Source organism: Pseudomonas sp. (genome assembly GCF_048265905.1).
Taxonomy (GTDB): domain Bacteria; phylum Pseudomonadota; class Gammaproteobacteria; order Pseudomonadales; family Pseudomonadaceae; genus Aquipseudomonas.
The window spans coordinates 39,020-59,368 of sequence record NZ_JBLXAP010000003.1 but is presented as its reverse complement, the minus strand read 5'-3'; the positions used below and the strand labels follow the sequence as shown (position 1 = coordinate 59,368).

20 protein-coding genes are annotated in these 20,349 nt (G+C 54.7%); 10 read left to right on the top strand and 10 right to left on the bottom strand.

All coding sequences use genetic code 11. The features are described 5' to 3' along the window. Positions 1–49: 49 nt before the first annotated feature. Genes ACN0UH_RS05780 through ACN0UH_RS05770 form a run of 3 tightly spaced genes read left to right on the top strand, consistent with a single transcriptional unit; the run spans position 50 to position 2,000 of the window. Entirely contained in the window at positions 50–796 is a 747-nt protein-coding gene (locus tag ACN0UH_RS05780) for a TIGR00266 family protein (protein WP_417661166.1), read from the top strand. After that, a complete protein-coding gene (locus ACN0UH_RS05775; RefSeq protein ID WP_417661165.1) occupies positions 793–1,674 on the top strand; it encodes an alpha/beta hydrolase in 882 nt (293 codons plus the stop codon). The genes ACN0UH_RS05780 and ACN0UH_RS05775 overlap by 4 nt, the downstream gene beginning before the upstream one ends. Beyond that, a complete protein-coding gene (locus ACN0UH_RS05770) occupies positions 1,671–2,000 on the top strand; it encodes a hypothetical protein (protein WP_417661164.1) in 330 nt (109 codons plus the stop codon). The genes ACN0UH_RS05775 and ACN0UH_RS05770 overlap by 4 nt, the downstream gene beginning before the upstream one ends. Before the next feature lie 112 nt (positions 2,001–2,112). On the opposite strand, the gene ACN0UH_RS05765 is transcribed toward ACN0UH_RS05770, so the two are convergent. Beyond that, positions 2,113–2,457: a pilin assembly protein gene (locus ACN0UH_RS05765; RefSeq protein WP_417661163.1), complete on the bottom strand. Its 345-nt coding sequence runs from the start codon at positions 2,455–2,457 to the stop codon at positions 2,113–2,115. Positions 2,458–2,657: 200 nt separating this feature from the next. Between ACN0UH_RS05765 and ppc the strand changes: the two genes are divergently transcribed. The 5 genes from ppc (at position 2,658) to ACN0UH_RS05740 (ending at position 8,459) form a co-directional block, all read left to right on the top strand. Beyond that, the gene (ppc, locus tag ACN0UH_RS05760; protein ID WP_417661162.1) at positions 2,658–5,294 is read left to right on the top strand and encodes a phosphoenolpyruvate carboxylase; all 2,637 of its coding nucleotides are present in this window, start codon (positions 2,658–2,660) and stop codon (positions 5,292–5,294) included. 269 nt (positions 5,295–5,563) lie between these two features. Continuing rightward, positions 5,564–6,211, top strand: a complete 648-nt coding sequence (gene adk / locus ACN0UH_RS05755) for an adenylate kinase (protein WP_417661161.1) — start codon at positions 5,564–5,566, stop codon at positions 6,209–6,211. Positions 6,212–6,426: 215 nt separating this feature from the next. Then, positions 6,427–7,107, top strand: coding sequence for a tRNA (adenosine(37)-N6)-threonylcarbamoyltransferase complex dimerization subunit type 1 TsaB (tsaB, locus tag ACN0UH_RS05750; protein WP_417661160.1), 681 nt, complete (start codon positions 6,427–6,429; stop codon positions 7,105–7,107). A 126-nt stretch (positions 7,108–7,233) separates the two neighbouring features. Further along, positions 7,234–7,578, top strand: a complete 345-nt coding sequence (locus ACN0UH_RS05745; RefSeq protein ID WP_417661159.1) for a hypothetical protein — start codon at positions 7,234–7,236, stop codon at positions 7,576–7,578. Then, entirely contained in the window at positions 7,578–8,459 is an 882-nt protein-coding gene (locus ACN0UH_RS05740; RefSeq protein WP_417661158.1) for a DUF72 domain-containing protein, read from the top strand. The genes ACN0UH_RS05745 and ACN0UH_RS05740 overlap by 1 nt, the downstream gene beginning before the upstream one ends. 12 nt (positions 8,460–8,471) lie before the next feature. On the opposite strand, the gene ACN0UH_RS05735 is transcribed toward ACN0UH_RS05740, so the two are convergent. From ACN0UH_RS05735 to ACN0UH_RS05700, 8 genes are all read right to left on the bottom strand, one after another. After that, complete coding sequence (locus ACN0UH_RS05735; protein WP_417661157.1) at positions 8,472–11,612, bottom strand: efflux RND transporter permease subunit; 3,141 nt, start codon at positions 11,610–11,612, stop codon at positions 8,472–8,474. Then, positions 11,609–13,099, bottom strand: coding sequence for an efflux RND transporter periplasmic adaptor subunit (locus tag ACN0UH_RS05730; protein ID WP_417661156.1), 1,491 nt, complete (start codon positions 13,097–13,099; stop codon positions 11,609–11,611). The genes ACN0UH_RS05735 and ACN0UH_RS05730 overlap by 4 nt, the downstream gene beginning before the upstream one ends. After that, positions 13,096–14,352 (bottom strand): TolC family protein, encoded by a 1,257-nt coding sequence (locus ACN0UH_RS05725; RefSeq protein WP_417661155.1) that lies wholly within the window; start codon positions 14,350–14,352, stop codon positions 13,096–13,098. The genes ACN0UH_RS05730 and ACN0UH_RS05725 overlap by 4 nt, the downstream gene beginning before the upstream one ends. Positions 14,353–14,476: 124 nt before the next feature. Beyond that, positions 14,477–14,806 carry a hypothetical protein gene (locus ACN0UH_RS05720; RefSeq protein WP_417661154.1) on the bottom strand — a complete coding sequence of 110 codons (330 nt, stop codon included), beginning with the start codon at positions 14,804–14,806 and terminating at the stop codon, positions 14,477–14,479. A gap of 20 nt (positions 14,807–14,826) precedes the next feature. After that, the gene (locus tag ACN0UH_RS05715) at positions 14,827–15,342 is read right to left on the bottom strand and encodes a DoxX family protein (RefSeq protein WP_417661153.1); all 516 of its coding nucleotides are present in this window, start codon (positions 15,340–15,342) and stop codon (positions 14,827–14,829) included. A 12-nt stretch (positions 15,343–15,354) separates the two neighbouring features. Next, the gene (locus ACN0UH_RS05710) at positions 15,355–16,134 is read right to left on the bottom strand and encodes a DNA-binding domain-containing protein (protein ID WP_417661152.1); all 780 of its coding nucleotides are present in this window, start codon (positions 16,132–16,134) and stop codon (positions 15,355–15,357) included. Then, positions 16,131–17,027, bottom strand: coding sequence for a DUF692 domain-containing protein (locus ACN0UH_RS05705; protein ID WP_417661151.1), 897 nt, complete (start codon positions 17,025–17,027; stop codon positions 16,131–16,133). The genes ACN0UH_RS05710 and ACN0UH_RS05705 overlap by 4 nt, the downstream gene beginning before the upstream one ends. A gap of 25 nt (positions 17,028–17,052) precedes the next feature. After that, positions 17,053–17,358 (bottom strand): DUF2282 domain-containing protein, encoded by a 306-nt coding sequence (locus ACN0UH_RS05700; RefSeq protein WP_417661150.1) that lies wholly within the window; start codon positions 17,356–17,358, stop codon positions 17,053–17,055. A gap of 378 nt (positions 17,359–17,736) precedes the next feature. Between ACN0UH_RS05700 and ACN0UH_RS05695 the strand changes: the two genes are divergently transcribed. Beyond that, a complete protein-coding gene (locus ACN0UH_RS05695; protein ID WP_417661448.1) occupies positions 17,737–18,492 on the top strand; it encodes a class I SAM-dependent methyltransferase in 756 nt (251 codons plus the stop codon). Between the two features lie 18 nt (positions 18,493–18,510). On the opposite strand, the gene ACN0UH_RS05690 is transcribed toward ACN0UH_RS05695, so the two are convergent. Beyond that, entirely contained in the window at positions 18,511–19,149 is a 639-nt protein-coding gene (locus ACN0UH_RS05690) for a TetR/AcrR family transcriptional regulator (RefSeq protein WP_417661149.1), read from the bottom strand. A gap of 92 nt (positions 19,150–19,241) precedes the next feature. Between ACN0UH_RS05690 and ACN0UH_RS05685 the strand changes: the two genes are divergently transcribed. Further along, positions 19,242–20,345: an efflux RND transporter periplasmic adaptor subunit gene (locus ACN0UH_RS05685; protein WP_417661148.1), complete on the top strand. Its 1,104-nt coding sequence runs from the start codon at positions 19,242–19,244 to the stop codon at positions 20,343–20,345. Positions 20,346–20,349: the final 4 nt, after the last annotated feature.

Here is a 20,349-nt window from a genome sequence, read left to right as displayed (position 1 = left end):
ATGACGATCGTTTAGCCTTGTTATGAGCCTTCCCGCCTAAGGATATTTAATGAACAGCCACGAACTTGAGTACGAAATTCTCGGTAACTCGGCGCAGAGTGTTGAGGTGATTCTTGATCCGGGGGAGACGGTGATTGCCGAGGCGGGCGCGCTCAACTACATGACCGAAGGGGTGCGTTTTGAGACGCGCATGGGCGATGGCTCTTCCTCAGGTGTGTTGGGCAAGTTGTGGAGTGTCGGTAAGCGCATGGTTACCGGTGAGTCGATGTTTATGACGCACTTTTCCAACAGGGGTGACAAGCAGGCACGGGTTGCCTTTGCGGCGCCTTATCCCGGCAGTGTGGTGCCAGTTTCACTGACGCAGGTGGGCGGCACCTTGATCTGCCAGCGTGATTCGTTCTTGTGTGCGGCCTTGGGAACCTCGATAGGCATCAGTTTTAATAAGCGTCTGGGCGCCGGTTTCTTTGGCGGAGAGGGTTTTATCCTGCAAAAGCTTGAAGGCGATGGACTGGTCTTTATGCATGCCGGTGGAACTGTAATTCGCAAAGAGCTGAATAACGAAACCTTGCGCCTCGATACCGGCTGTTTGGTTGGCTTCAGCTCGGGGATCGACTACGACATCAAATTGGCTGGCGGCCTGAAAAGCATGCTGTTCGGGGGCGAAGGTATATTTCTTGCCACGCTCAAGGGCACCGGCACCGTGTGGATTCAAAGCCTGCCCTTTTCTCGATTGGCAGAGCGCATCTATGAGGCAACCTACAAGGCTCGTGAAGAAGTGCGTGCGGGCGGCCAATGATGCGCCTGTTTGTACTGCTGGCGATCATCTCGCTGCAAGGTTGTAGCTCGCTGCTGTTCTATCCCGAGAAAGGTCTGCCGTTCACACCTGAGCGCGCCGGGCTTGAGTTTCGTGATGAATACCTGCTCGCCGCCGACGGCACACGTCTCAATGCATGGTGGCTGCCTGCAAAGGCCGGAGTCGGGGTCAAGGGCACCATTCTTTATCTGCACGGCAATGGCGGCAATATGGCGATGCACTTGGGCGCGCCGTGGTGGCTGCCAGAGCAGGGTTATCAAGTGTTGATGCTTGATTACCGCGGTTACGGCCTCTCTGAAGGTGAGCCGAGTCTGCCAGCTATTTATCAGGATATTGATGCGGCGTTTGCCCAGCTTAGGGATACTGCCGAGGTGCGCGGCAAACCCTTGTTCGTGCTTGCCCAAAGTTTGGGTGGCGCACTTGCTGTGCATTATCTGGCTGAGCATCCGCAGCAAGCTGAAACGCTTGATGCTTTGATCATCGACGGCACCCCGGCCAGTTATCGTGATGTCGCTCAATATGTGCTGAGTACATCTTGGTTAACCTGGTTGTTTCAGGCGCCTTTAAGCGGGTTTGTCCCTGATGACGATAGTGCGATTACTGCAATTCCCAAGCTCAAAGGCTTACCATTACTTATTTATCACAGCATTGATGATCCGGTCGTGCCGGTATCCAACGCCATTAGTTTGTATCAGGCTGCGCCAGCGCCAAGGGTTTTGCAACTGACCCGTGGCGCTCATGCACATACCTTCAATGATCCAACTTGGCGTCAAGTGCTGTTGCTGTTCATGAGCGATCCGCAGGGCTTCAAGGGCTTGCGTCGCTTAGCTGAAGTTCCCAACTCTGAGAGTCCGCAATGACTGAACGTGATCCTGCAATTCCAATGATTCTGACTGCTGTAGCCACCGTCTGCGCCACCGTTGCGGTGCTGACTTATTACGGTTATGTGCAATTCTCCAAACCGCAGGATGCACTGCTTTTGTCCGAGTTCACCATGCTTAAGACGGTGCCGGGAGAGGACTATAAAGTCTCCCTGAAAGCCGCTTCACAAGTGGCGCAGTGCGTTGACGGTATCGTGGTGATGTTTGATACCGAGCAAAAGGGCTTGAGTGGTGTGTTGGTCAATAATCGCAAGCAGGCGGTGCATTGTTTGGGTGAAAAAACACCACAGCAAATCGAACCTTAAGCAAACGGCTTTGGATAACGGGTTGGCTTTCGAGCGATAACAGATTTGCCACGCAGGCTTGTGCGCCTGCGTGCGATCTAAAACACCAAACGGCTGAGCTACGTTGTTTGGCTCAATGGTCGGTGCTTTTCAGTTGCTCATTCAGGTCATGCAGGTACTTACGTGACAGCGCTAAAAAGCGTGGCGTAGGGCCGATGTCTTCGTAAAGCGGGTCGCCGAGCTCATCGGTTGCCACAACATGGCTGCCTTTGACGTAAGGCAAGCTGGCCTCCAGTTCTTCAAGCGCGGCGCCAATCAGTTCGCCGAGCAACTCTTCTGGGCTGCGCTTGGGGTACATTTCAGCCAAGGCTGCGACTCGTGCAGCAGCTTCGACATCCAGACGAATTTGATAAGGGCTGCGGGTCAGGCGACCTTTAGCGTTCTGCTCCCAATGGCCAGCAAGTTCGCGAATTCTCATTTCTAGCTCATCCTTTGCCTGCTCGTGGCAGGCTTCAGTGCGATCTTGGTTCAGCGTGATTTTCTAAACCACACCTACTACACAAGACTAGACCGCTATTTGGCTGGGCGAGTTCGATGTCGTGTGCTTGTAACCGATTGCCGCAATGGGGCACTCTTGGGGCATGCATTACTCTGTTTACAGCAACGGGGAGCCCGGATATGACCGAAATTGACGCGCGCTTGCGCGAAAACGTCCACCAGCTTGGTGAGTTGCTTGGGCAAACTATCAGCACTCAGTACGGCGCAGAGTTTCTCGAGAAGATTGAGCGTATCCGCAAAGGCGCAAAGGCTGCGCGGCGCGGTTCTAAAGAAGGGGCGAAACAGCTTAGCGAAACCCTCAATAGCCTTAACGACGAAGAGCTGCTTCCCGTTGCGCGCGCGTTTAACCAGTTTCTCAACCTGGCTAATATCGCAGAGCAGTATCACCGCATTCGCCGGCGTACCAGCAGCGAGCCTGAGCCCTTTGAGTCCCGTGCGCTGGGCGAGTTATTGCAGCGTTTACTCAGCACTGGCCACAGCGCCGACGAGTTGGCTCGGCAATTAAGCGGTCTGGACATTGAGCTGGTGCTCACTGCACACCCAACGGAGGTTGCACGGCGTACTTTGATTCAAAAGTACGACGCTATCGCTGCTGAACTGGCGAACCAAGATCATCTCGACCTGACTGACAATGAGCGCAAGCAGATCAGTGAGCGCTTGCGCCGGTTGATTGCCGAGGCTTGGCATACCGAAGAAATTCGTCGTACACGGCCAACTCCCGTCGATGAGGCTAAATGGGGCTTCGCAGTCATTGAACACTCGTTATGGCAGGCGGTGCCAAATTTTATGCGCCAGGCCGACATTGCCTTGCATGCTGCGACGGGTCTGCATTTGCCGCTTGAAGCCGCGCCCATACGCTTTGCCTCCTGGATGGGGGGCGACCGTGATGGCAACCCCAATGTAACGGCCCCGGTAACCCGCGAAGTGCTATTGCTGTCACGCTGGATGGCTGCGGATTTGTATTTGCGCGATATTGACCAACTCGCGGCTGGATTGTCGATGCAAGAAGCCAGCCCTGAACTATGCGCGGTGGTAGGTGAAACCGCTGAGCCATATCGGGCATTGCTCAAACAGTTGCGTGAGCGGTTACGGGAGACTCGACGCTGGGCGCAGGACGCACTACATAGTGATGCGCAAGCCAGTGAAGCGGTGCTGTCTGATAACCGTGAGCTACTTGAGCCATTGCAGCTGTGTTATCACTCACTGCATGAATGCGGTATGGGTGTGATTGCCGATGGGGCATTACTGGATTGTCTGCGTCGTGCGGCGACATTTGGCTTGTTCTTGGTTCGCCTCGACGTGCGTCAGGACTCTTCGCGGCATGCCGCAGCGCTTAATGAAATTACCGATTATCTCGGCCTTGGCAGTTATGCCGAGTGGGATGAAGATCAGCGCTTGCAATTCCTGCTGACCGAGCTGGAAAACCGTCGCCCGTTATTGCCGGAGCATTTCAAGCCCAGTGCCGATACCGCTGAGGTGCTGGCAACCTGCCGTGAGGTGGCACGTGCGCCAGCGGCATCTCTGGGTTCTTATGTGATTTCCATGGCGGGCGCTTGTTCAGATGTGCTGGCGGTGCAGCTGTTGCTCAAGGAAGCGGGCTTGCAACGGCCTATGCGTGTGGTGCCATTGTTTGAGACTCTTGCTGACCTGGACAACGCAGGGCCGGTGATTGAGCGCTTATTAGGCATAAAAGGCTATCGCGCCAAGTTGCACGGTCCGCAAGAAGTGATGATCGGTTATTCCGACTCCTCCAAAGATGCTGGTACTACTGCCGCAGCGTGGGCGCAGTACCGCGCTCAGGAAGCATTGGTTGATATTTGCAAGGCCCACGACGTCGAGTTGTTATTGTTCCATGGTCGTGGCGGCACGGTCGGACGTGGTGGTGGCCCCGCGCATGCGGCGATTCTGTCGCAGCCACCGGGTTCGGTTGCCGGGCGGTTTCGTACCACAGAGCAGGGCGAGATGATCCGCTTCAAGTTCGGGCTGCCAGATATTGCCGAGCAGAACCTTAATCTGTACCTGGCCGCCGTGCTTGAAGCCACACTCTTGCCACCGCCAGCCCCGCAACCAGCGTGGCGCGAGATGATGGATAAACTGGCAGCGGATGGTGTTGCCGGTTATCGCGCCGTTGTACGCGAAACCCCAGAGTTTGTTGATTACTTCAGTCAGGCCACCCCAGAACAGGAGCTTGGGCGCCTGCCTTTAGGCAGTCGTCCGGCAAAACGCCGCGCGGGTGGTGTCGAGAGTTTGCGGGCTATTCCGTGGATCTTCGCCTGGACCCAGACGCGGCTGATGCTTCCCGCATGGCTGGGCTGGGAAAGTGCTTTAAACAATGCACTGCAGCGTGATGAAGGGGGTTTACTGGAACAAATGCGTGAACAGTGGCCGTTCTTTCGTACCCGTATCGATATGCTTGAAATGGTGCTTAGCAAGGCTGACGAGGCAATCGCCGGGCTTTACGATGACCGGTTAGTCGATCCGGCGTTGCAGCCTTTGGGCGCGCATTTACGCGACCTATTGTCGCAGGCCTGTGCGTGCGTGCTAGGCCTGACTCAGCAGTCGCAACTGCTTGGTCACAGCCCAGAGACACTTGAGTCAATCACCGTGCGCAATACTTATCTAGACCCGCTGCATCTGTTGCAGGCAGAGTTATTGGCGCGCTCAAGAATGCGTGAAAATCAGGCTGATACCCCTCTGGAGCAGGCTTTGTTGGTCAGTGTGGCCGGTATTGCTGCAGGTTTGCGCAATACCGGATAACCCAGTACCTGTCTGCACCTGCGTAATACACGGCTTTCATCGCTGCAACACCCGTTTCAAGGGGTATGCAGCGCTGGAGTCGTAAGTGGGGGGGAGCTGCGGTTGTAGGCGTATCCGACTTTCGGTGGCTTGTGCAGGGGGGGACTGCTGTGTATCTTGATCGGCCTTTGGCAGTTTGTTGCGCGAGTGTGCCGCTGCCCTGAATATTCTGAGATTGGCCCCAAGAGGCGAGTCCACTGATTACTAATTACAATTTGAGGAGCACATCGATGCGCGTGATTTTGCTAGGGGCGCCCGGTGCCGGAAAAGGTACCCAAGCGGGCTTCATTACCAAGAAGTTCGCTATTCCACAGATTTCAACTGGCGATATGCTACGTGCCGCAGTTAAGGCCGGCAGCCCACTTGGCCTCAAAGTCAAAGGCGTTATGGACAGCGGTGGTTTGGTATCCGATGAGATCATTATCGACCTGATCAAAGAGCGCATCACCCAACAAGACTGCGCCAATGGTTTTCTGTTTGATGGTTTCCCGCGCACTATTCCGCAGGCAGAAGCACTCAAGCAAGCTGGCGTGGCTATTGACCACGTGGTTGAGATCGCTGTTGCAGACGAAGAAATCGTCGGCCGCATCGCTGGTCGTCGCGTACACCCTGCTTCTGGCCGTGTGTATCACACCGAACACAATCCGCCGAAAGTCGAGGGTATAGACGACGAAACCGGTGAAGAACTGATTCAGCGTGAAGACGACAAAGAAGAAACCGTGCGTCATCGCTTGTCGGTCTACCATTCGCAAACCAAGCCGCTGGTGGATTTTTACCAGAAGATGGCTGCAGCTGATGGTACGCCTAAGTACAGCGCCATTGCTGGTGTTGGCTCGGTTGAAGAGATTACTGCCAAGGTTTTGGCTGCACTCTCTTAAGGCAAACGCGAGAGCACTGGATTCGGCAGCTTTTGCCGGATTGCCAGTATGCATTGACTCAACGGCTCGCTTAGGCGGGCCGTTGTTGTTTATATCTGTTTGTGAGCATTAAGCCTGTTGAGGCCACCACTGATAGACCGCTGTAAGGCCGCACGCCTACAGCTTATTGTGCTCAGCGTTTATACTGCGCGACCATCTGCTTGCTGGATTCACTCATGACCACCTTGTTGGCCCTCGATACCGCCACTGAAGCCTGTTCAGTCGCCTTGCTCCATGATGGCAAGGTGATTAGCCATTACGAAGTGATACCTCGTCAGCATGCTCAACGTCTGCTACCGATGATCAAAACGTTAATGGCCGAGGCCGGTATACCGTTGTCGGCACTCGATGCCATTGCTTTTGGCCGTGGGCCGGGCGCGTTCACTGGTATCCGTATTGCTATCGGTGTGGTGCAGGGGCTTGCGTTTGCGTTGGACCGCCCGGTTCTCCCTGTGTCAAATCTAGCCGTGTTGGCTCAACGCTCGATGCGTGAACATGGCGCCGAGCAAGTTGCCGCTGCGATTGATGCGCGCATGGATGAGGTTTATTGGGGCTGCTATCAGGCGCAGCAAGGTGAGATGCGCCTGCTCGGGCGTGAAGCTGTACTGGCCCCCGAGCTAGCCGCTCTACCAGAAGGTGCAACCGGTGACTGGTTTGCCGCCGGAACGGGGTGGGGCACCTTTGCAGAGCGTATTGGGGTCAAACCCAGTGCTCAAGATCCATCAATGCTGCCGCATGCACAAGACTTGCTGACATTGGCGCAGTTTGCCTGGGCGCGCGGTGAGTCGCTGGTCGCGGATGAGGCACAACCTGTTTACTTGCGTGATCAAGTCGCGACGCCGAAAACCTCACGTTAGCCAGTTTTTTCAGGCCGTTGGTGCAAAAAAGCCAACGGCTGATCAGTTGTTGATTGCCAACCCGCTCACGCACAGCTAAATTGCAGCTGCAAGTACCGTATTTACTGAATTTCAGAGCTTTAATAGATGCGCATTGACGGCTCCATACCTTCATATTCGCCGGACCGCGGCCCTCGCTCGGGGACTGCTGTCACCCCGTATCGCGAAGCCCAACGCGAGACTGAAGCGCGCCGTGAACAACCTGCAACAGTTGGTGCGACTCAAGGCTTTGAACAAGCGCCGCAGATTCGTCGAGTGCAAGCCTCTAGCGAAGGCGGACAGAGCCGCACGATGCAGACGCAGGATTTAACCTTTCAACAGCCCGCCATCAGCAGTCGCGCTTCACAAGCGATTGCCAGTTACAGCAGCACGGCTGAATTCATTACCGAAACCGATGCGCAGCAGGTGCTGGGTCTCGATCTTTACGCCTAGTGCTCCCGTATTTTCTCGGCTGCCCGTCATGGAGCGAATCTGCCTGGCGTGGTGCGGTTTATCCACAAAACAGCACGTCTGCTGATTATCTCAAACAATATTGCCAACTGTTCAATGCGGTAGAAGGAAACACCACGTTCTATGCGCGCCCTGCGCCTGAAACCATTGCCAAGTGGTCTGTGGCGATGCCCGAGCATTTTCGCTTTTGCGCCAAACTGCCCCGCGATATCAGTCATGCCGCCGACTTACGCGAGCAATTCCATGCAATTGATGATTTTCGTCGATTGCTAGCACCTTTAGGTCCGCGTGTTGCGCCTTACTGGTTGCAATTGCCAGCAAGCTTTGCCCCGCAGCGTTTGTTTGAATTGGCGATGCTGATTGAACATTGGGGCACCAGCGCGGAGCATTTTGGTGGCAAGGCATTAGCCATAGAGGTGCGTCACCCGGATTTTTTTGCCAAGGGCGATGCCGAGCGGGCGTTAAATCGGTTACTGCTTGATCAGGGCGTAGAGCGTATTTGTCTGGATTCACGAGCGCTGTTCAGTTGTCATTCCAGCGACCCGGGAATCGTCCACGCGCAAGATAAAAAGCCGCGCTTACCCACTCGTCCCACCGCGTTTAGTCAGGCGCCGCAATTGCGTTTTATTGGTCATCCTCAATTGCTTGAGAATGATCCATTTATGACGCCGTGGCTGGATAAAGTCGCCGGTTGGATCGAGCAAGGCCTGAGCCCCTATGTGTTTTTGCACACCTCGGATAACCGTCTGGCGCCACAATTGGCCCGGCGTTTTCATCAGCAACTGATGACACGCTTACCCGGCATGCCGGAGTTGCCTGCGCTCAACGTAGAAGCCCCAGTTGAACAGTTGGGGCTTCTGTAGTTGGCTTAGTCGTTAGTCACGGGGGAGTCCTTGCGGCTTGCTTCTTCTCATCAACAAGTATGCCGCCGGCACTACGAACAACGACAGCAGCGGTGCGGTAATCATGCCGCCAATCATTGGCGCGGCGATACGGCTCATGACTTCACTGCCGGTACCGCCACCCCACATGATCGGCAGTAAGCCCGCAATAATCACCGCCACCGTCATCGCTTTTGGCCGCACGCGTTGCACTGCGCCTTCGCGAATCGCTTCGATCAAAGCACTTTGACCAGTTCGGCCCTGCTCAAGGCGCTCCAGCCAGGCGTTTTTCAGGTACAGCAACATGATCACGCCAAACTCGGCGGCAACTCCAGCCAAAGCGATAAAGCCAACGCCGGTGGCGACCGAGAGGTTGTAATCGAGCAGATACAGAAACCAGATACCGCCAGTTAGCGCAAAGGGCAGTGTGGCCATGATCAGCAATGCTTCGCTGAAGCGTGAAAAGGTTAAGTAGAGCAGCACCAAGATAATCATCAGCGTTGCTGGCACCACTAATTTCATGCGCTCATTGGCCCGTTGCAGGAACTCGAACTGCCCGGCGTAGCTCAAGCTCATGCCTGGTTGCAGGCTTACCTGTTGATCAATCGCGCTACGCAGATCAGCCATCACTGATGCCAAGTCGCGACCCCGTACATCAACGTAAACCCAGCCGGAAGGGCGTGCGTTCTCGCTTTTGAGCATTGGCGGGCCATCTGTAATCGTCACCTCGGCAACACTGCCGAGGGTGATCTGGCTGCCCTGTGCGGTGTAGATCGGCAAGGTTTTCAGGCGGCTTAACGAGTCGCGCCATTCACGTGGGTAACGCACGTTGATTGGATAACGGGCCAGTCCTTCAATGGTCTGGCCGACATTGGCGCCACCCACGGCGCTGGCGACGATGGCCTGTACGTCAGCAATGTTTAGCCCGTAGCGGGCCGCTGCCTGACGGTTTATGTCGACATCGATATAACGCCCGCCAGTGAGACGTTCTGCGAGCGCTGAGCTGACGCCATCGACCTGTTTTGCAACCTTCTCAACGGCTTGGGTCACCTCGTCTATTTGCAGCAGATTAGGGCCAGCCACTTTGACCCCAATCGGGCTTTTAATACCGGTTGCAAGCATGTCGATGCGGTTACGAATCGGCGCAATCCAGATATTGCTAAGCCCTGGCACCTTAACAACACGGTCGAGCTCTTCAATCAGTTTTTCGGCGGTCATATCTTCGCGCCACTGATCACGCGGCTTGAACTGGATAGTGGTTTCAAACATTTCCAGCGGGGCCGGATCGGTGGCGCTTTCGGCACGGCCGGCCTTACCAAATACCCGTGCGACCTCAGGCACCGTTTTAATCAGCCGATCGGTTTGTTGCAGCAGTTCGGCAGCCTTTTGCACGGACAAGCCGGGCAGTGCCGACGGCATATAGAGCAGATCGCCCTCATCCAATGGCGGTAAGAACTCGCCACCGAGTTGCGACACTGGCCATGCCGCGCTGAGAAATACCAGCACAGCAACAACCAAGGTGGCTTTGGGTTTGCGCAGTACCGCGTCCAGTGCTGGTTGGTAGATGTTGATTAACCAGCGGTTGATCGGGTTTTTTTGCTCACTGGGAATCCGTCCGCGAATCCAGTAGCCCATCAGTACCGGAATCAGCGTAATCGACAGGCCGGCAGCCGCAGCCATCGAGTAGGTCTTCGTATAAGCCAGTGGCGCAAACAAACGACCTTCTTGCGCCTGCAGGGTGAATACCGGAATGAACGAGAGGGTGATGATCAGCAGGCTGAAAAACAACGCTGGCCCAACCTCGACGGCGGCATCACAGATAACTTGCCAATGTTGCTCGCCGCGTAGCTCCTGATCGGGGTGTTTGGCATGCCATAGCTCAATCTTTTTGTGCGCGTTTTCGATCATCACCACGGCGGCATCGACCATGGCTCCAATTGCGATGGCGATACCGCCCAAAGACATGATATTGGCGTTAATCCCCTGCTGCTGCATGATGATAAATGCGATCAAAATGCCAACCGGGAGTGAAACTATTGCCACCATTGATGAGCGTAGATGCCAAAGAAATATCAGGCAGACCAAGGCCACCACGATGAATTCTTCGAGTAACTTGAAGCTAAGGTTGTCGATGGCTCTGTCGATAAGTTGGCTGCGATCGTAGGTGGTTATAATCTCCACGCCGGGCGGTAGGCTGGCTTTGAGTGAGTCGAGTTTGTTCTGCACCGCCGTCAGTGTTTCGCGAGCATTCTTGCCGCTGCGTAAAATCACCACCCCGCCAGCGACTTCACCTTCGCCATCAAGCTCAGCAATGCCGCGGCGCATTTCTGGGCCGATTTGAATGCTGGCAATATCGCCCAGGGTAATCGGGACTGAGTTGGCATCCAGGCGTAGCGGTATTGTGCGGAAATCATTGAGGTTTTCTAGATAGCCCGAGGCTCTGACCATAAAGTCGGTCTCGGCCATGGCCATAACTGCACCGCCAGTCTCTTGATTCGCTAGGCTGATTGCATCTGTCACTTCGCGTTGAGTGATGCCCAGGCTCGCCATCTTCAGTGGATCGAGCTGGACTTGGTATTGCTTGACCATGCCGCCGATACTGGCAACTTCGGCAACATTGGGCAGGGTTTTCAACTCAAACTTGAGGAACCAATCCTGCAGTGAGCGTAATTGACTGAGGTCGTGCTTACCGCTGCGATCGACCAGCGCATATTGGTAGATCCAGCCGACTCCAGTCGCGTCAGGACCGAGTGATGGCTTAGCCCCTTCAGGCAGTTTTCCCTGAATCTGGCTGAGATACTCAAGCACCCGTGAGCGCGCCCAGTACAGGTCTGTACCATCTTCGAACAACACATAAACATAGCTGTCACCGAAGAACGAATAACCACGAACAGTCTTCGCCCCCGGCACCGATAACATGGTTGTTGTCAGCGGGTAGGTGACTTGATTCTCGACAATCTGCGGTGCTTGCCCGATGTATGGGGTGCGGATGATCACCTGCACATCGGACAAGTCGGGCAGGGCGTCGATTGCGGTGTTCTGTACCGCCCAAACGCCCCAGGCAGTGGCAAAGATAGTGGCAAGCAATACCAGAAAACGATTGCCGATCGACCAACGAATCAGTGATGCGATCATGGTTGCATCTCCATTTTCATTGGCTCTATTTGCTCAATCAGTAAGCCGTTATCGCCTTCGCTTACCGCGACTCGTACGGAATCTCCAACCTGCAACCCTTCAAGTAGTTGAGGGCTTGCGACTGGGAATTGCATGGTCATGCCGGGCATCGCCAATGTCTTGAATGGGCCGTGGGCGAGGGTAATGTTGTCTTGCCCAAGCTTGACGATTTTGCCTTCCGCTGGGTGCAATGCAGGGCTTATCGCATTGTTTTGTGGATTGCCAAGCGCTGTGATCTCGATGCCGCGTAAGCTGGCTTCCGAGTCGAGCAGGAACTGACCGGAGGCCACGACTTTCTGACCCGCCTCCAGGCCTTGGGTGATCTCGATCTGCTCGCCAGATTCTTGGCCCAGCGATACCTGCGTGGCTTGATAGCGTCCTTTTTCGGTTACCAGCATCACCAACGCACGTCGGCCGCTGCGGATAACCGCTTCGCTTGGTACCAGTAAAACGGGAGTTGTTGAGGTCTGCGCAAGACGCACGTTGGCGGTTTGCCCCGGGCGCAGTTTGCCGTCACGGTTATCCAGTTCGACGCGCACGCGCAGTGTGCGCGATCGCAAGTCAGCCTGGGGCAAAACTGCGCTGATACGACCTTTGATCACCTCGCTGGCAAGCCCGGGCAGGCGGGCCTCAACAGATTGGCCAGCAGCCAAGCTTGCACCTTGTGCTTCAGGAACCGCTACATCCAGCCAAACGCTGCTTAAGCCGTTTATTCGCGCGAGGGTCATGCCGGCGGCCACAGTCATGCCCTGACGAACATCGAGCTGTTCAATCACTCCGGCGATCGGGCTGGTAACTGTCCATACCGCGTGTAACTTGCCATTGCGTTCGACTTTGCTAATGAGCCCTGCTGGCATGCCGACCAGCCGCATTCGCTGTTTGGCAGCAGCGATAAGACTCCCCGCACCGCTGTTGCGCAGTGCCAGGTAATCTTCTTGGGCGCTGGCCCATTCAGGCACGAATATGTCCGCCAACGGCGCTCCAGCCGGTATTACATCTTGTGCCGCGCGTGCATAGACGCGCTCTACAAACCCCATGCTGCGTGCTTGCAGGATCGCAACATCGCGATCATTCAAGGTCAGGGTGCCCGATGCCTGTATTTCTCGATTAATCGAGCCCAATGTTGCCTCAGCCAGGCGCATCCCCAGGTTTTGGGTGACGCTTGAGTCGATGCTGATGCCCGCGGCTTCGCCATCTTCGTCGCCGTAACGGGGCACCAGTTGCATGTCCATGAAGGGTGACTTACCGGGTTCATCAAACTTCTGCTGCGGGAACATCGGGTCATACCAGTACAGTACTTTCTTCTCTGCGCTGGTAGTTTCAGCAGACTCCTCTGTGGCCATAGCGTTGCCTGCGGCTGGCAGGCTTGCCAACCAGTAGCCAGCCGCTGCGCCGATAGCAAGCAATAAACTGGTGATGATCAAGCGTTGATAAAATTTAGTGCTCACAGGCCTGCCTCCATGTCAGTGAAATACAGGCGGGCGCTGGTGAGTGCGCGCTGCTGTTCGATATCAATCTGTTTGAGTTGTGCCTCGATAAGCTCTTGGCGGGCGCTGATAACGACTGATAACTGGTTGCGGGCGGCACGGTAGTCCGCCATCGACAGCTTTACTTTGTCTTTGGCCAGTGGAATTAAGGTTGTCTGGCTGCGTTTAAATGCACGGTCCAGACGTTGATAGCTAGCCAGGTCGTCCTCTAGCTGTTGAGTGTGCAGGCGCAGTTGTGCTTCCTGCTCAGCTTCGATTTGACTCAGCTTGGAGCTACGTGCGGCAATTTTGGGGTCCTGCCGTGAAGCGCTAAAAATTGGCAGATCAATACTGAGTTGCAGGCTGACCATGTCGCCGAAATCCTGATCGCGATTCTGGTAAGCGACTTCCCAGCTCCAGTCGGATTTTTTTTCAGCCTTGGCTTCACGCAATTGCGCTTGTGCCTCGCTGGTTATTGATGCGAAGGCTGCAAGCTCAGGGTGACGTTCCAGGTTGTGTTTGTAGTACTGCGAGTCGACAGGCCAGTTAGGCATTTGCCCGGTCAGCTTTTCATTTGCGCGCCCCCCGACCCAGCGCCGCAATGCGGCACGCTGTAGCGCAAGGTCTTGGCGTAACTGGTCTTCTTGCTCTTCAAGCAGCGCTGCTTCCATTTGCGGTGCAATGGTGTCTGCAGTCTGCCCATTGCCACTAGCGAGGCGAGCTTGAACCGCTTTGCTGAGCAACTGGTTTTCGCTATAGAGGGTCTTGAACAGAGCAATTTTACGCTCGACAGCCAGAGTCGATATCCATGCCAGCGCCGTTTCGCGGCGTACATTCAAGCGTTCGATCTGCTCTTCAATCTTTGCCCGTTCGACGCTGGCCTGAGCCCTATCAACCCGTGCTTTGCGCTTATCGCCGTTGAGCATTTGCTGCATCACACCGATTTTTGTTGATGTCATCGGCATCGCATGCAGCTCGCCACGATCAGGGCCGTTGATAGGATAGTTTTGCAAACCAAGGAGCAGTTTGGGGTCGGGCAGCTCGCCCGCAGGTATCGCGTCGTTTCTTGCTGCTTCAACTTGTGCGGCTTGGGCCGCAAGTGACGGTGCATCACGTTCGGCCTCACGCATGGCTTCTGCGAGTGACAGCGCATAGGCGCCATGGCTGGCTAGCCCCGATAGCACAGTCGCCAGTGCCCACAGCAATTTGTGCAGGCATGCATATCGAAATTTCATTGTGGCGATTCCAATCATGTGGAGGTCACGCCGAGTGCTGCACCTGAATAACCGGTAGCCGAGCACGCAGCGCCCAACCGTGATCGCTATGGATCCGGCTGGAACTCAATACATAGAAAAGGAATCAGGCCCGGGGAGGGCGCCAAACGCTATCGGGGGCCGTTGATGCTATGAAATCGGTTTGCGCCGATACAACTGGCTGATGAGCAAAATTTGCAGGGGATTTAAAGCTTAGAACTTGAACCATGATGCTATTGGCTTGGCATTCGAGGCCGCTCTTGCAGAACTTCTCGGCCATGTCCATTTGCTCTGCGCAGCACTCCATAGCGTCGTGCTGCACCGTGTTGCCTTCGTTCATTGGGCACGGTAGGCGCACATCTGCTTGCACCAGACCATTAAAGGCCAGTGTCAGGCAGATCAAGATGCGCAGCGCATGCCGAATCAACAGGTTCATTTAACTACTCTAACCGTTTTTTAATGCTTGTAGCCATAGCGACGTGCAATCAAGTGGTCCAGCGATAACATGCCAGGACCTTTGCTTATAAGCATTAAGAACACCGCAGCCCATACCCCGTGAGTTGGATAAGCGCTCGGATAAACCAGCAGCTGAATCACTAGTGTCATCACCAGCAAGCCCAGGGCTGAAAAGCGCGTGGCAAACCCAAACAGGATCAGCACGGGTAGAAAGTGCTCCGCGCATGCAGATAGCGTGGCAGCAAATTCAGGGGATAAAAAAGGCAATTTATATTCATCCGTGAATAGTGGAATTGCCGAAGGGGAGAGTGAGGGAACACCGAAAACGAATGTGCCGGAGACAATATCGATTTCAAGGCCGGAAATTTTTGTCTGTCCGGATTTCCAGAACACGGCAGCGATAGAGAATCGCCCGATAAATGCAATCAGGCTGTAAGGGATTCTTTTCAGCAAATCGATCGCGCTGCTGATAATACGTACCGGCGCTGAAGCCTGTTGGTTGGGTAAATTAATCATGAAGCATCCTTGTTAGGCGGCAGAGTTGGAAACGCTATATCGGGTAATTGCACCTGTTTGAATCAGGTGGCCAAAAATAGGGGAAAGGTCAAAGTCTGGCTCACAAGCGAGGGCATATTCGACAGCAGCCGCAAGTGGTTGTCGTTCCATCAGCGCGCCAAGAAACAGTGCAGCAGCAGCTGATATATGCATCACCTCAACATCCAGTTGGTTACGCAATATCAAGGCATGTTCAGGTTTTTTTGGATTGACCTGCGTAATATCAATATGGCCCTGATGCGCGCCCCACAGCGAGACAATCGCGTGGGCAGAATTAAGTACCGTAAGTGATGGATGCAGGGTAAAAGTCATTCGTTCAAGGGCTTCGGGCTGACTTAACACTTGGCCAATTTGTTCAGGGCCCAGTGCTGCCACATCAGCACTGTGATAAGCCTGAATGCGGGCAAACTCAAGGCGTGCCACGTCAGCAAGATAGGGCAGGCCTTGAGCAGGTGGAAATACCTCGATAAACCGGGCAAAACCAGCCCCGTAAAAGGTCAAGATTCGCGTCTGTGGCGGGAACTCGCGAACAAACACATTGGCCATCGCCCGGAAAAATTCATCGCCGACCAACTGCAATACCACGGGGAAATTATCGGCAAGCGCGTTGATCAATGAACTGATAACGTTGTTGCGATACACCGCAAAACGACTGCTGATGTCAGAGCCATTCCAGGTTTTTAGCTGGGTAGGACAAGGTTGTTCAGCATTGATAAGTGCGCTAGAAAACTCCTGCTGGTAGCCCATGCTCATGCCCGCTCCAGCCGTTGTGTGTGCTGTGCTAATAAATCTTCGGCCTGTTGCATTTCTGCAAGCAGCACAGCAAGAGGCGGAATATCGTTGTCGCGCTCGATCAATGTTGGCAATGGGCCGGTGCGGCTAAGAACGTCGCGGTAGAGCGACCAGACTGCGTTATCTATTGGTGCGCCATGGGCGTCGATTAACAGGCGGCTACCGGCACTGTCTTGATCCTCCGCGAAGCCAGCCAAATGTATTTCACCGACAGCTGCAAGTGGCAGGTTGGCAATGTATTGCTGCGGGTCCCAGTTGTGATTGACACACGATACATACACATTATTGACATCGAGCAGCAGGCCGCAGCCGGTACGCTCGACGACTGCGCGGATGAAATCGGTTTCGCTCATGCTGGAGTTGGCAAACTCAACATAAGTCGAGGGGTTTTCTAGAAGCATGCGCCGTTGCAAGCGTTCTTGGACACGGTCAATGTGCTCACAAACGCGCGCCAGTGTAGTTTGGTCGTAAGGAACCGGTAGCAGATCGTTGTAAAAATTCTCGCCGTGGCTTGACCAGGCAAGATGCTCTGAAAAGGAGTGTGGTTGGTAACGGTTGAGTAGCTCAGCCAGGCGGTCTAGGTGGTCTTCGTCGATAGCGTGTTCAGCCCCGATCGATAAACCGACGCCGTGAATCGACAAGGCGTAGCGCTGACGAATCTGCGTTAGATGATTGTGAAATGGCCCGCCGGCAACCATGTAGTTTTCAGCGTGCACTTCAAAAAAACCAATATCGGTTTTTCCGTTGAGAATCTGCGGGATGTGCTGATTTTTTAAACCTAGCCCTGCTCGAACGGGCAGGGTCAGGTGTATATCAGAAGCGCTGCTTACATGCGGTAAAGGGGACAATGTCATGTGCAGCGCTCCTAATCGTCAGTGCTTAAGCCTTTGGCTTGTACTCAGTCAACTGACCAAAGCCAGTTGGTGAAGTTGGCGACTCAGTTTTTTCACATGTCCCAGTTGGAACGTATTTCCAGGCGTTGGCTTGGTAGTCGGTTTTTGCAGTGCCTGCGCAAGTAGTGCCAGCACCTGCAGCACAATCGTTTTTGCCTTTCAGAGAAATACCGAAGCATTTTTCGTTGTCGGCGGCATGTGCAGTTGTGACTACGGCAGAAGACAGTGCCACAGCTGCGCCCAATGCGAGTGCGAGGCTAGCTGCGGAAACAGTACGGGTCTTGACATTCATAAAGGTGAATCTCCGTTCGTTGGATGCATGTACTCAAACTCAGGATTGGCGATGAATGTGGCTATCGCCGTGAGCGCGCTGCCACTCAAGACAGGGACAAGGAATCCTCCCCATTTGGTTTGGCGCGCTTGGTAATAGAGAGATAGGACGTACGGGTTTATTACAGAGTTGACTGAAATAATTTAAAGACCATGCGTTCCGCGAGTCGATAGAGGCGAGTGCGCACAAGGGAGTTATTCAGATACTCACCTTTCCCCGGATGGCTCTGGCAAAATAGCGGCCGGTTTAGCGCCAGTCTTTTTTTGCGTAACCAAGCCCAATTTAGATGCAGATGAGCAAATGCAAATGAGTGAAGAAAAACCCAGCACTACGGTCCGTATGGATGCACTGGCCCCCCATTTGATGGTTGCCGCTGAGCAATGGGCAGTGCGGTTGGGCTTGCCGCAAGAGGGTGAGGCAGCATTTGCTTTGCAACTGGCGGACAGCGGCTTGCAACTCGCCGAACTTGGCCCGCAAGCACCAGGGCCAATACGTGTAGATTTTGTTGATGGCGCGGTTGCGCATCGGCGTTTGTTTGGCGGCGGGAGCGGCCAGATGATTGCCAAGGCCGTGGGGATTCAGTCGGGTGTGCGCCCGTTAGTACTGGATGCAACTGCTGGGCTTGGGCGCGATGCGTTCGTGCTGGCAAGCTTGGGTTGTACTGTGAGCCTGATTGAGCGTCAGCCACTAATCGCCGCGCTGCTTGAAGATGGCTTGGCACGAGCCGAGCGCGATCCTGATGTAGCGCTGATTACTGCGCGTATGCAGTTGTTTGTCGGTAACGCGATTAGCTTGATGAATGATTGGCAGGGTGAGCGACCGCAGGTGATTTACCTTGATCCGATGTTCCCGCATCGCGACAAAAGCGCTTTGGTCAAAAAGGAAATGCGGGTATTCCGGCCGCTGGTGGGGGATGATATGGATGCCCCTGCTTTGCTGGCTGCTGCGTTGCAATTGGCCAGCCACCGAGTGGTGGTCAAACGCCCGCGTAAAGCGCCGGTCGTTGAGGGCGCTAAGCCCGGTTACGCGCTTGAGGGCAAGTCCAGCCGGTATGATATCTATCCGTTGAAAAAGCTCGTTGCAGCAGACAAGTAACAGCTCATTCGTGCCTGCTTAATCTACTTTATAGGCGCGGATAAACATGGCGACATGCTGCTGGATGTGTTCCAGAGCCGCATCGCCCTCAAGAGCCTCCTCCAAACCTATCAAGACACAAAAGTTGGCGCCGCCCTTGATCAGGCAGAAAAACTGATCCGCGGCGATATGTGGATTGTCGATTTTTAACTTGCCGCTGGCATTGGCGCGTTCCAGCAAGCGCTGCATGGCATCGAGCAAACGTTGGGGGCCCGCCTCGAAGAACAGCTTCGATAGCTTGGTGTCCTGGCCGCTCAGGCTGACCATGACCCGGTGCAGCTCAACTGATTCACGACTATTGATCAGTGTATGAAAGGCGAGTGCAACCTTAAGCAATATGGTTTCGATCGGGGTTTCGTCGGGCAACTCAAACAGCAATTCAGGTATTTGCTCTTCACATTTTGCTTTGACCGCCGCCGAGAACAGCGTCTCTTTATCGGTGAAGTGGTTGTAGACCGTGAGCTTTGACACGCCTGCCTCTGCAGCAATTGCATCCATGCTGCTACCGTCGTAGCCGTTGCGCAGAAATAGCGTCTTCGCCGCCTCCAGAATGGCGCTGCGTTTTGCGAGGTCTTTGGGGCGGCCTGGGCCGTTTGGTTGTAACAACTTGTTTGGCATTGGCGATTTTTAATACTGGACTGGTGAGTTTGGTATTTATACTATACCCGTCAGTATAAATATTCTAAAACTTTCCTCAAAGGCCATCGGTCATGTTCCAGTATGTCTTGCGAGCTGCACTTCCCTTAAGTCTTTTGGCTGTTCTTGCCGCGTGCGGTAATGGTGAAAAAGCCGAGCCGGTGATACGTCCGGCGATGGTGGTCCAGCCAGTGCCTTCCAGTGCGCGACAAGATATCTATCCGGGTGAAGTGCGTGCACGTTATGAACCCGACCTGGCATTTCGGATTGGCGGCAAGGTGATCAAGCGCCAGGTGGATGTCGGTGACCGCGTCAAGAAAGGCCAGCCACTGGCTGAGCTTGACCCGCAAGATGTGCGTTTGCAGCTTGAGTCGGCCCGGGCCCGGGTAACTTCCGCCGAAGCTAATCTGCAATTAGTCAAAGCTGAGCGCGACCGCTACAAAACCCTGCAAGGCCGCCAACTGGTCAGCCGCTCGCAGTATGACAATGCGGAAAACCTGTATCGCGCGGGTGTTGCACGTCTGAAGCAAGCCCAGGCTGACTTTAATGTCGCCAATAACCAAAGTGGTTACGCCGTATTGGAGGCCTCGCAGGATGGGGTCATCGCTCAGCGTGCTGTTGAGGTTGGCCAGGTTGTCGCTGCGGGGCAAACGGTCTTCTCTTTGGCGGCCGATGGTGAGCGTGAAGTCCGTATCGATTTACCAGAGCAGGCGTTTGGGCGCTATCGCGTAGGTCAGCAAGTCAGCGTTGAGTTGTGGTCGCAGCCGGGAACACGTTTTAAAGGTCAGATCCGCGAAATGTCTCCGGCAGCTGATGCCCAATCACGCACCTTCGCCACTCGAGTGACGTTAAACGCTGGAGAAGTGCCTGCTGAGTTGGGCCAGAGTGCTCGGGTGTTTATTGCCCGTGAAGGAGAGGTTGCACTGGCTATTCCACTCTCAGCATTAACCGCAGATGCTGGCGAGCCTTATGTCTGGCTGGTTGATCCGCAGAGCCTGACCTTGAAACGCACCCCTGTGCGTATTGGCCCTTATAGCGACGACTCTGTGCCAGTTCTGGCTGGACTCAAGGCTGATGACTGGGTTGTCGCGGCTGGCACACAAGTGTTGCAGGAGGGGCAGCGAGTCGAGCCGCTGGATCGTGACAACCGCACGATCAAGTTGACGGCGAAGGAGTAACTCC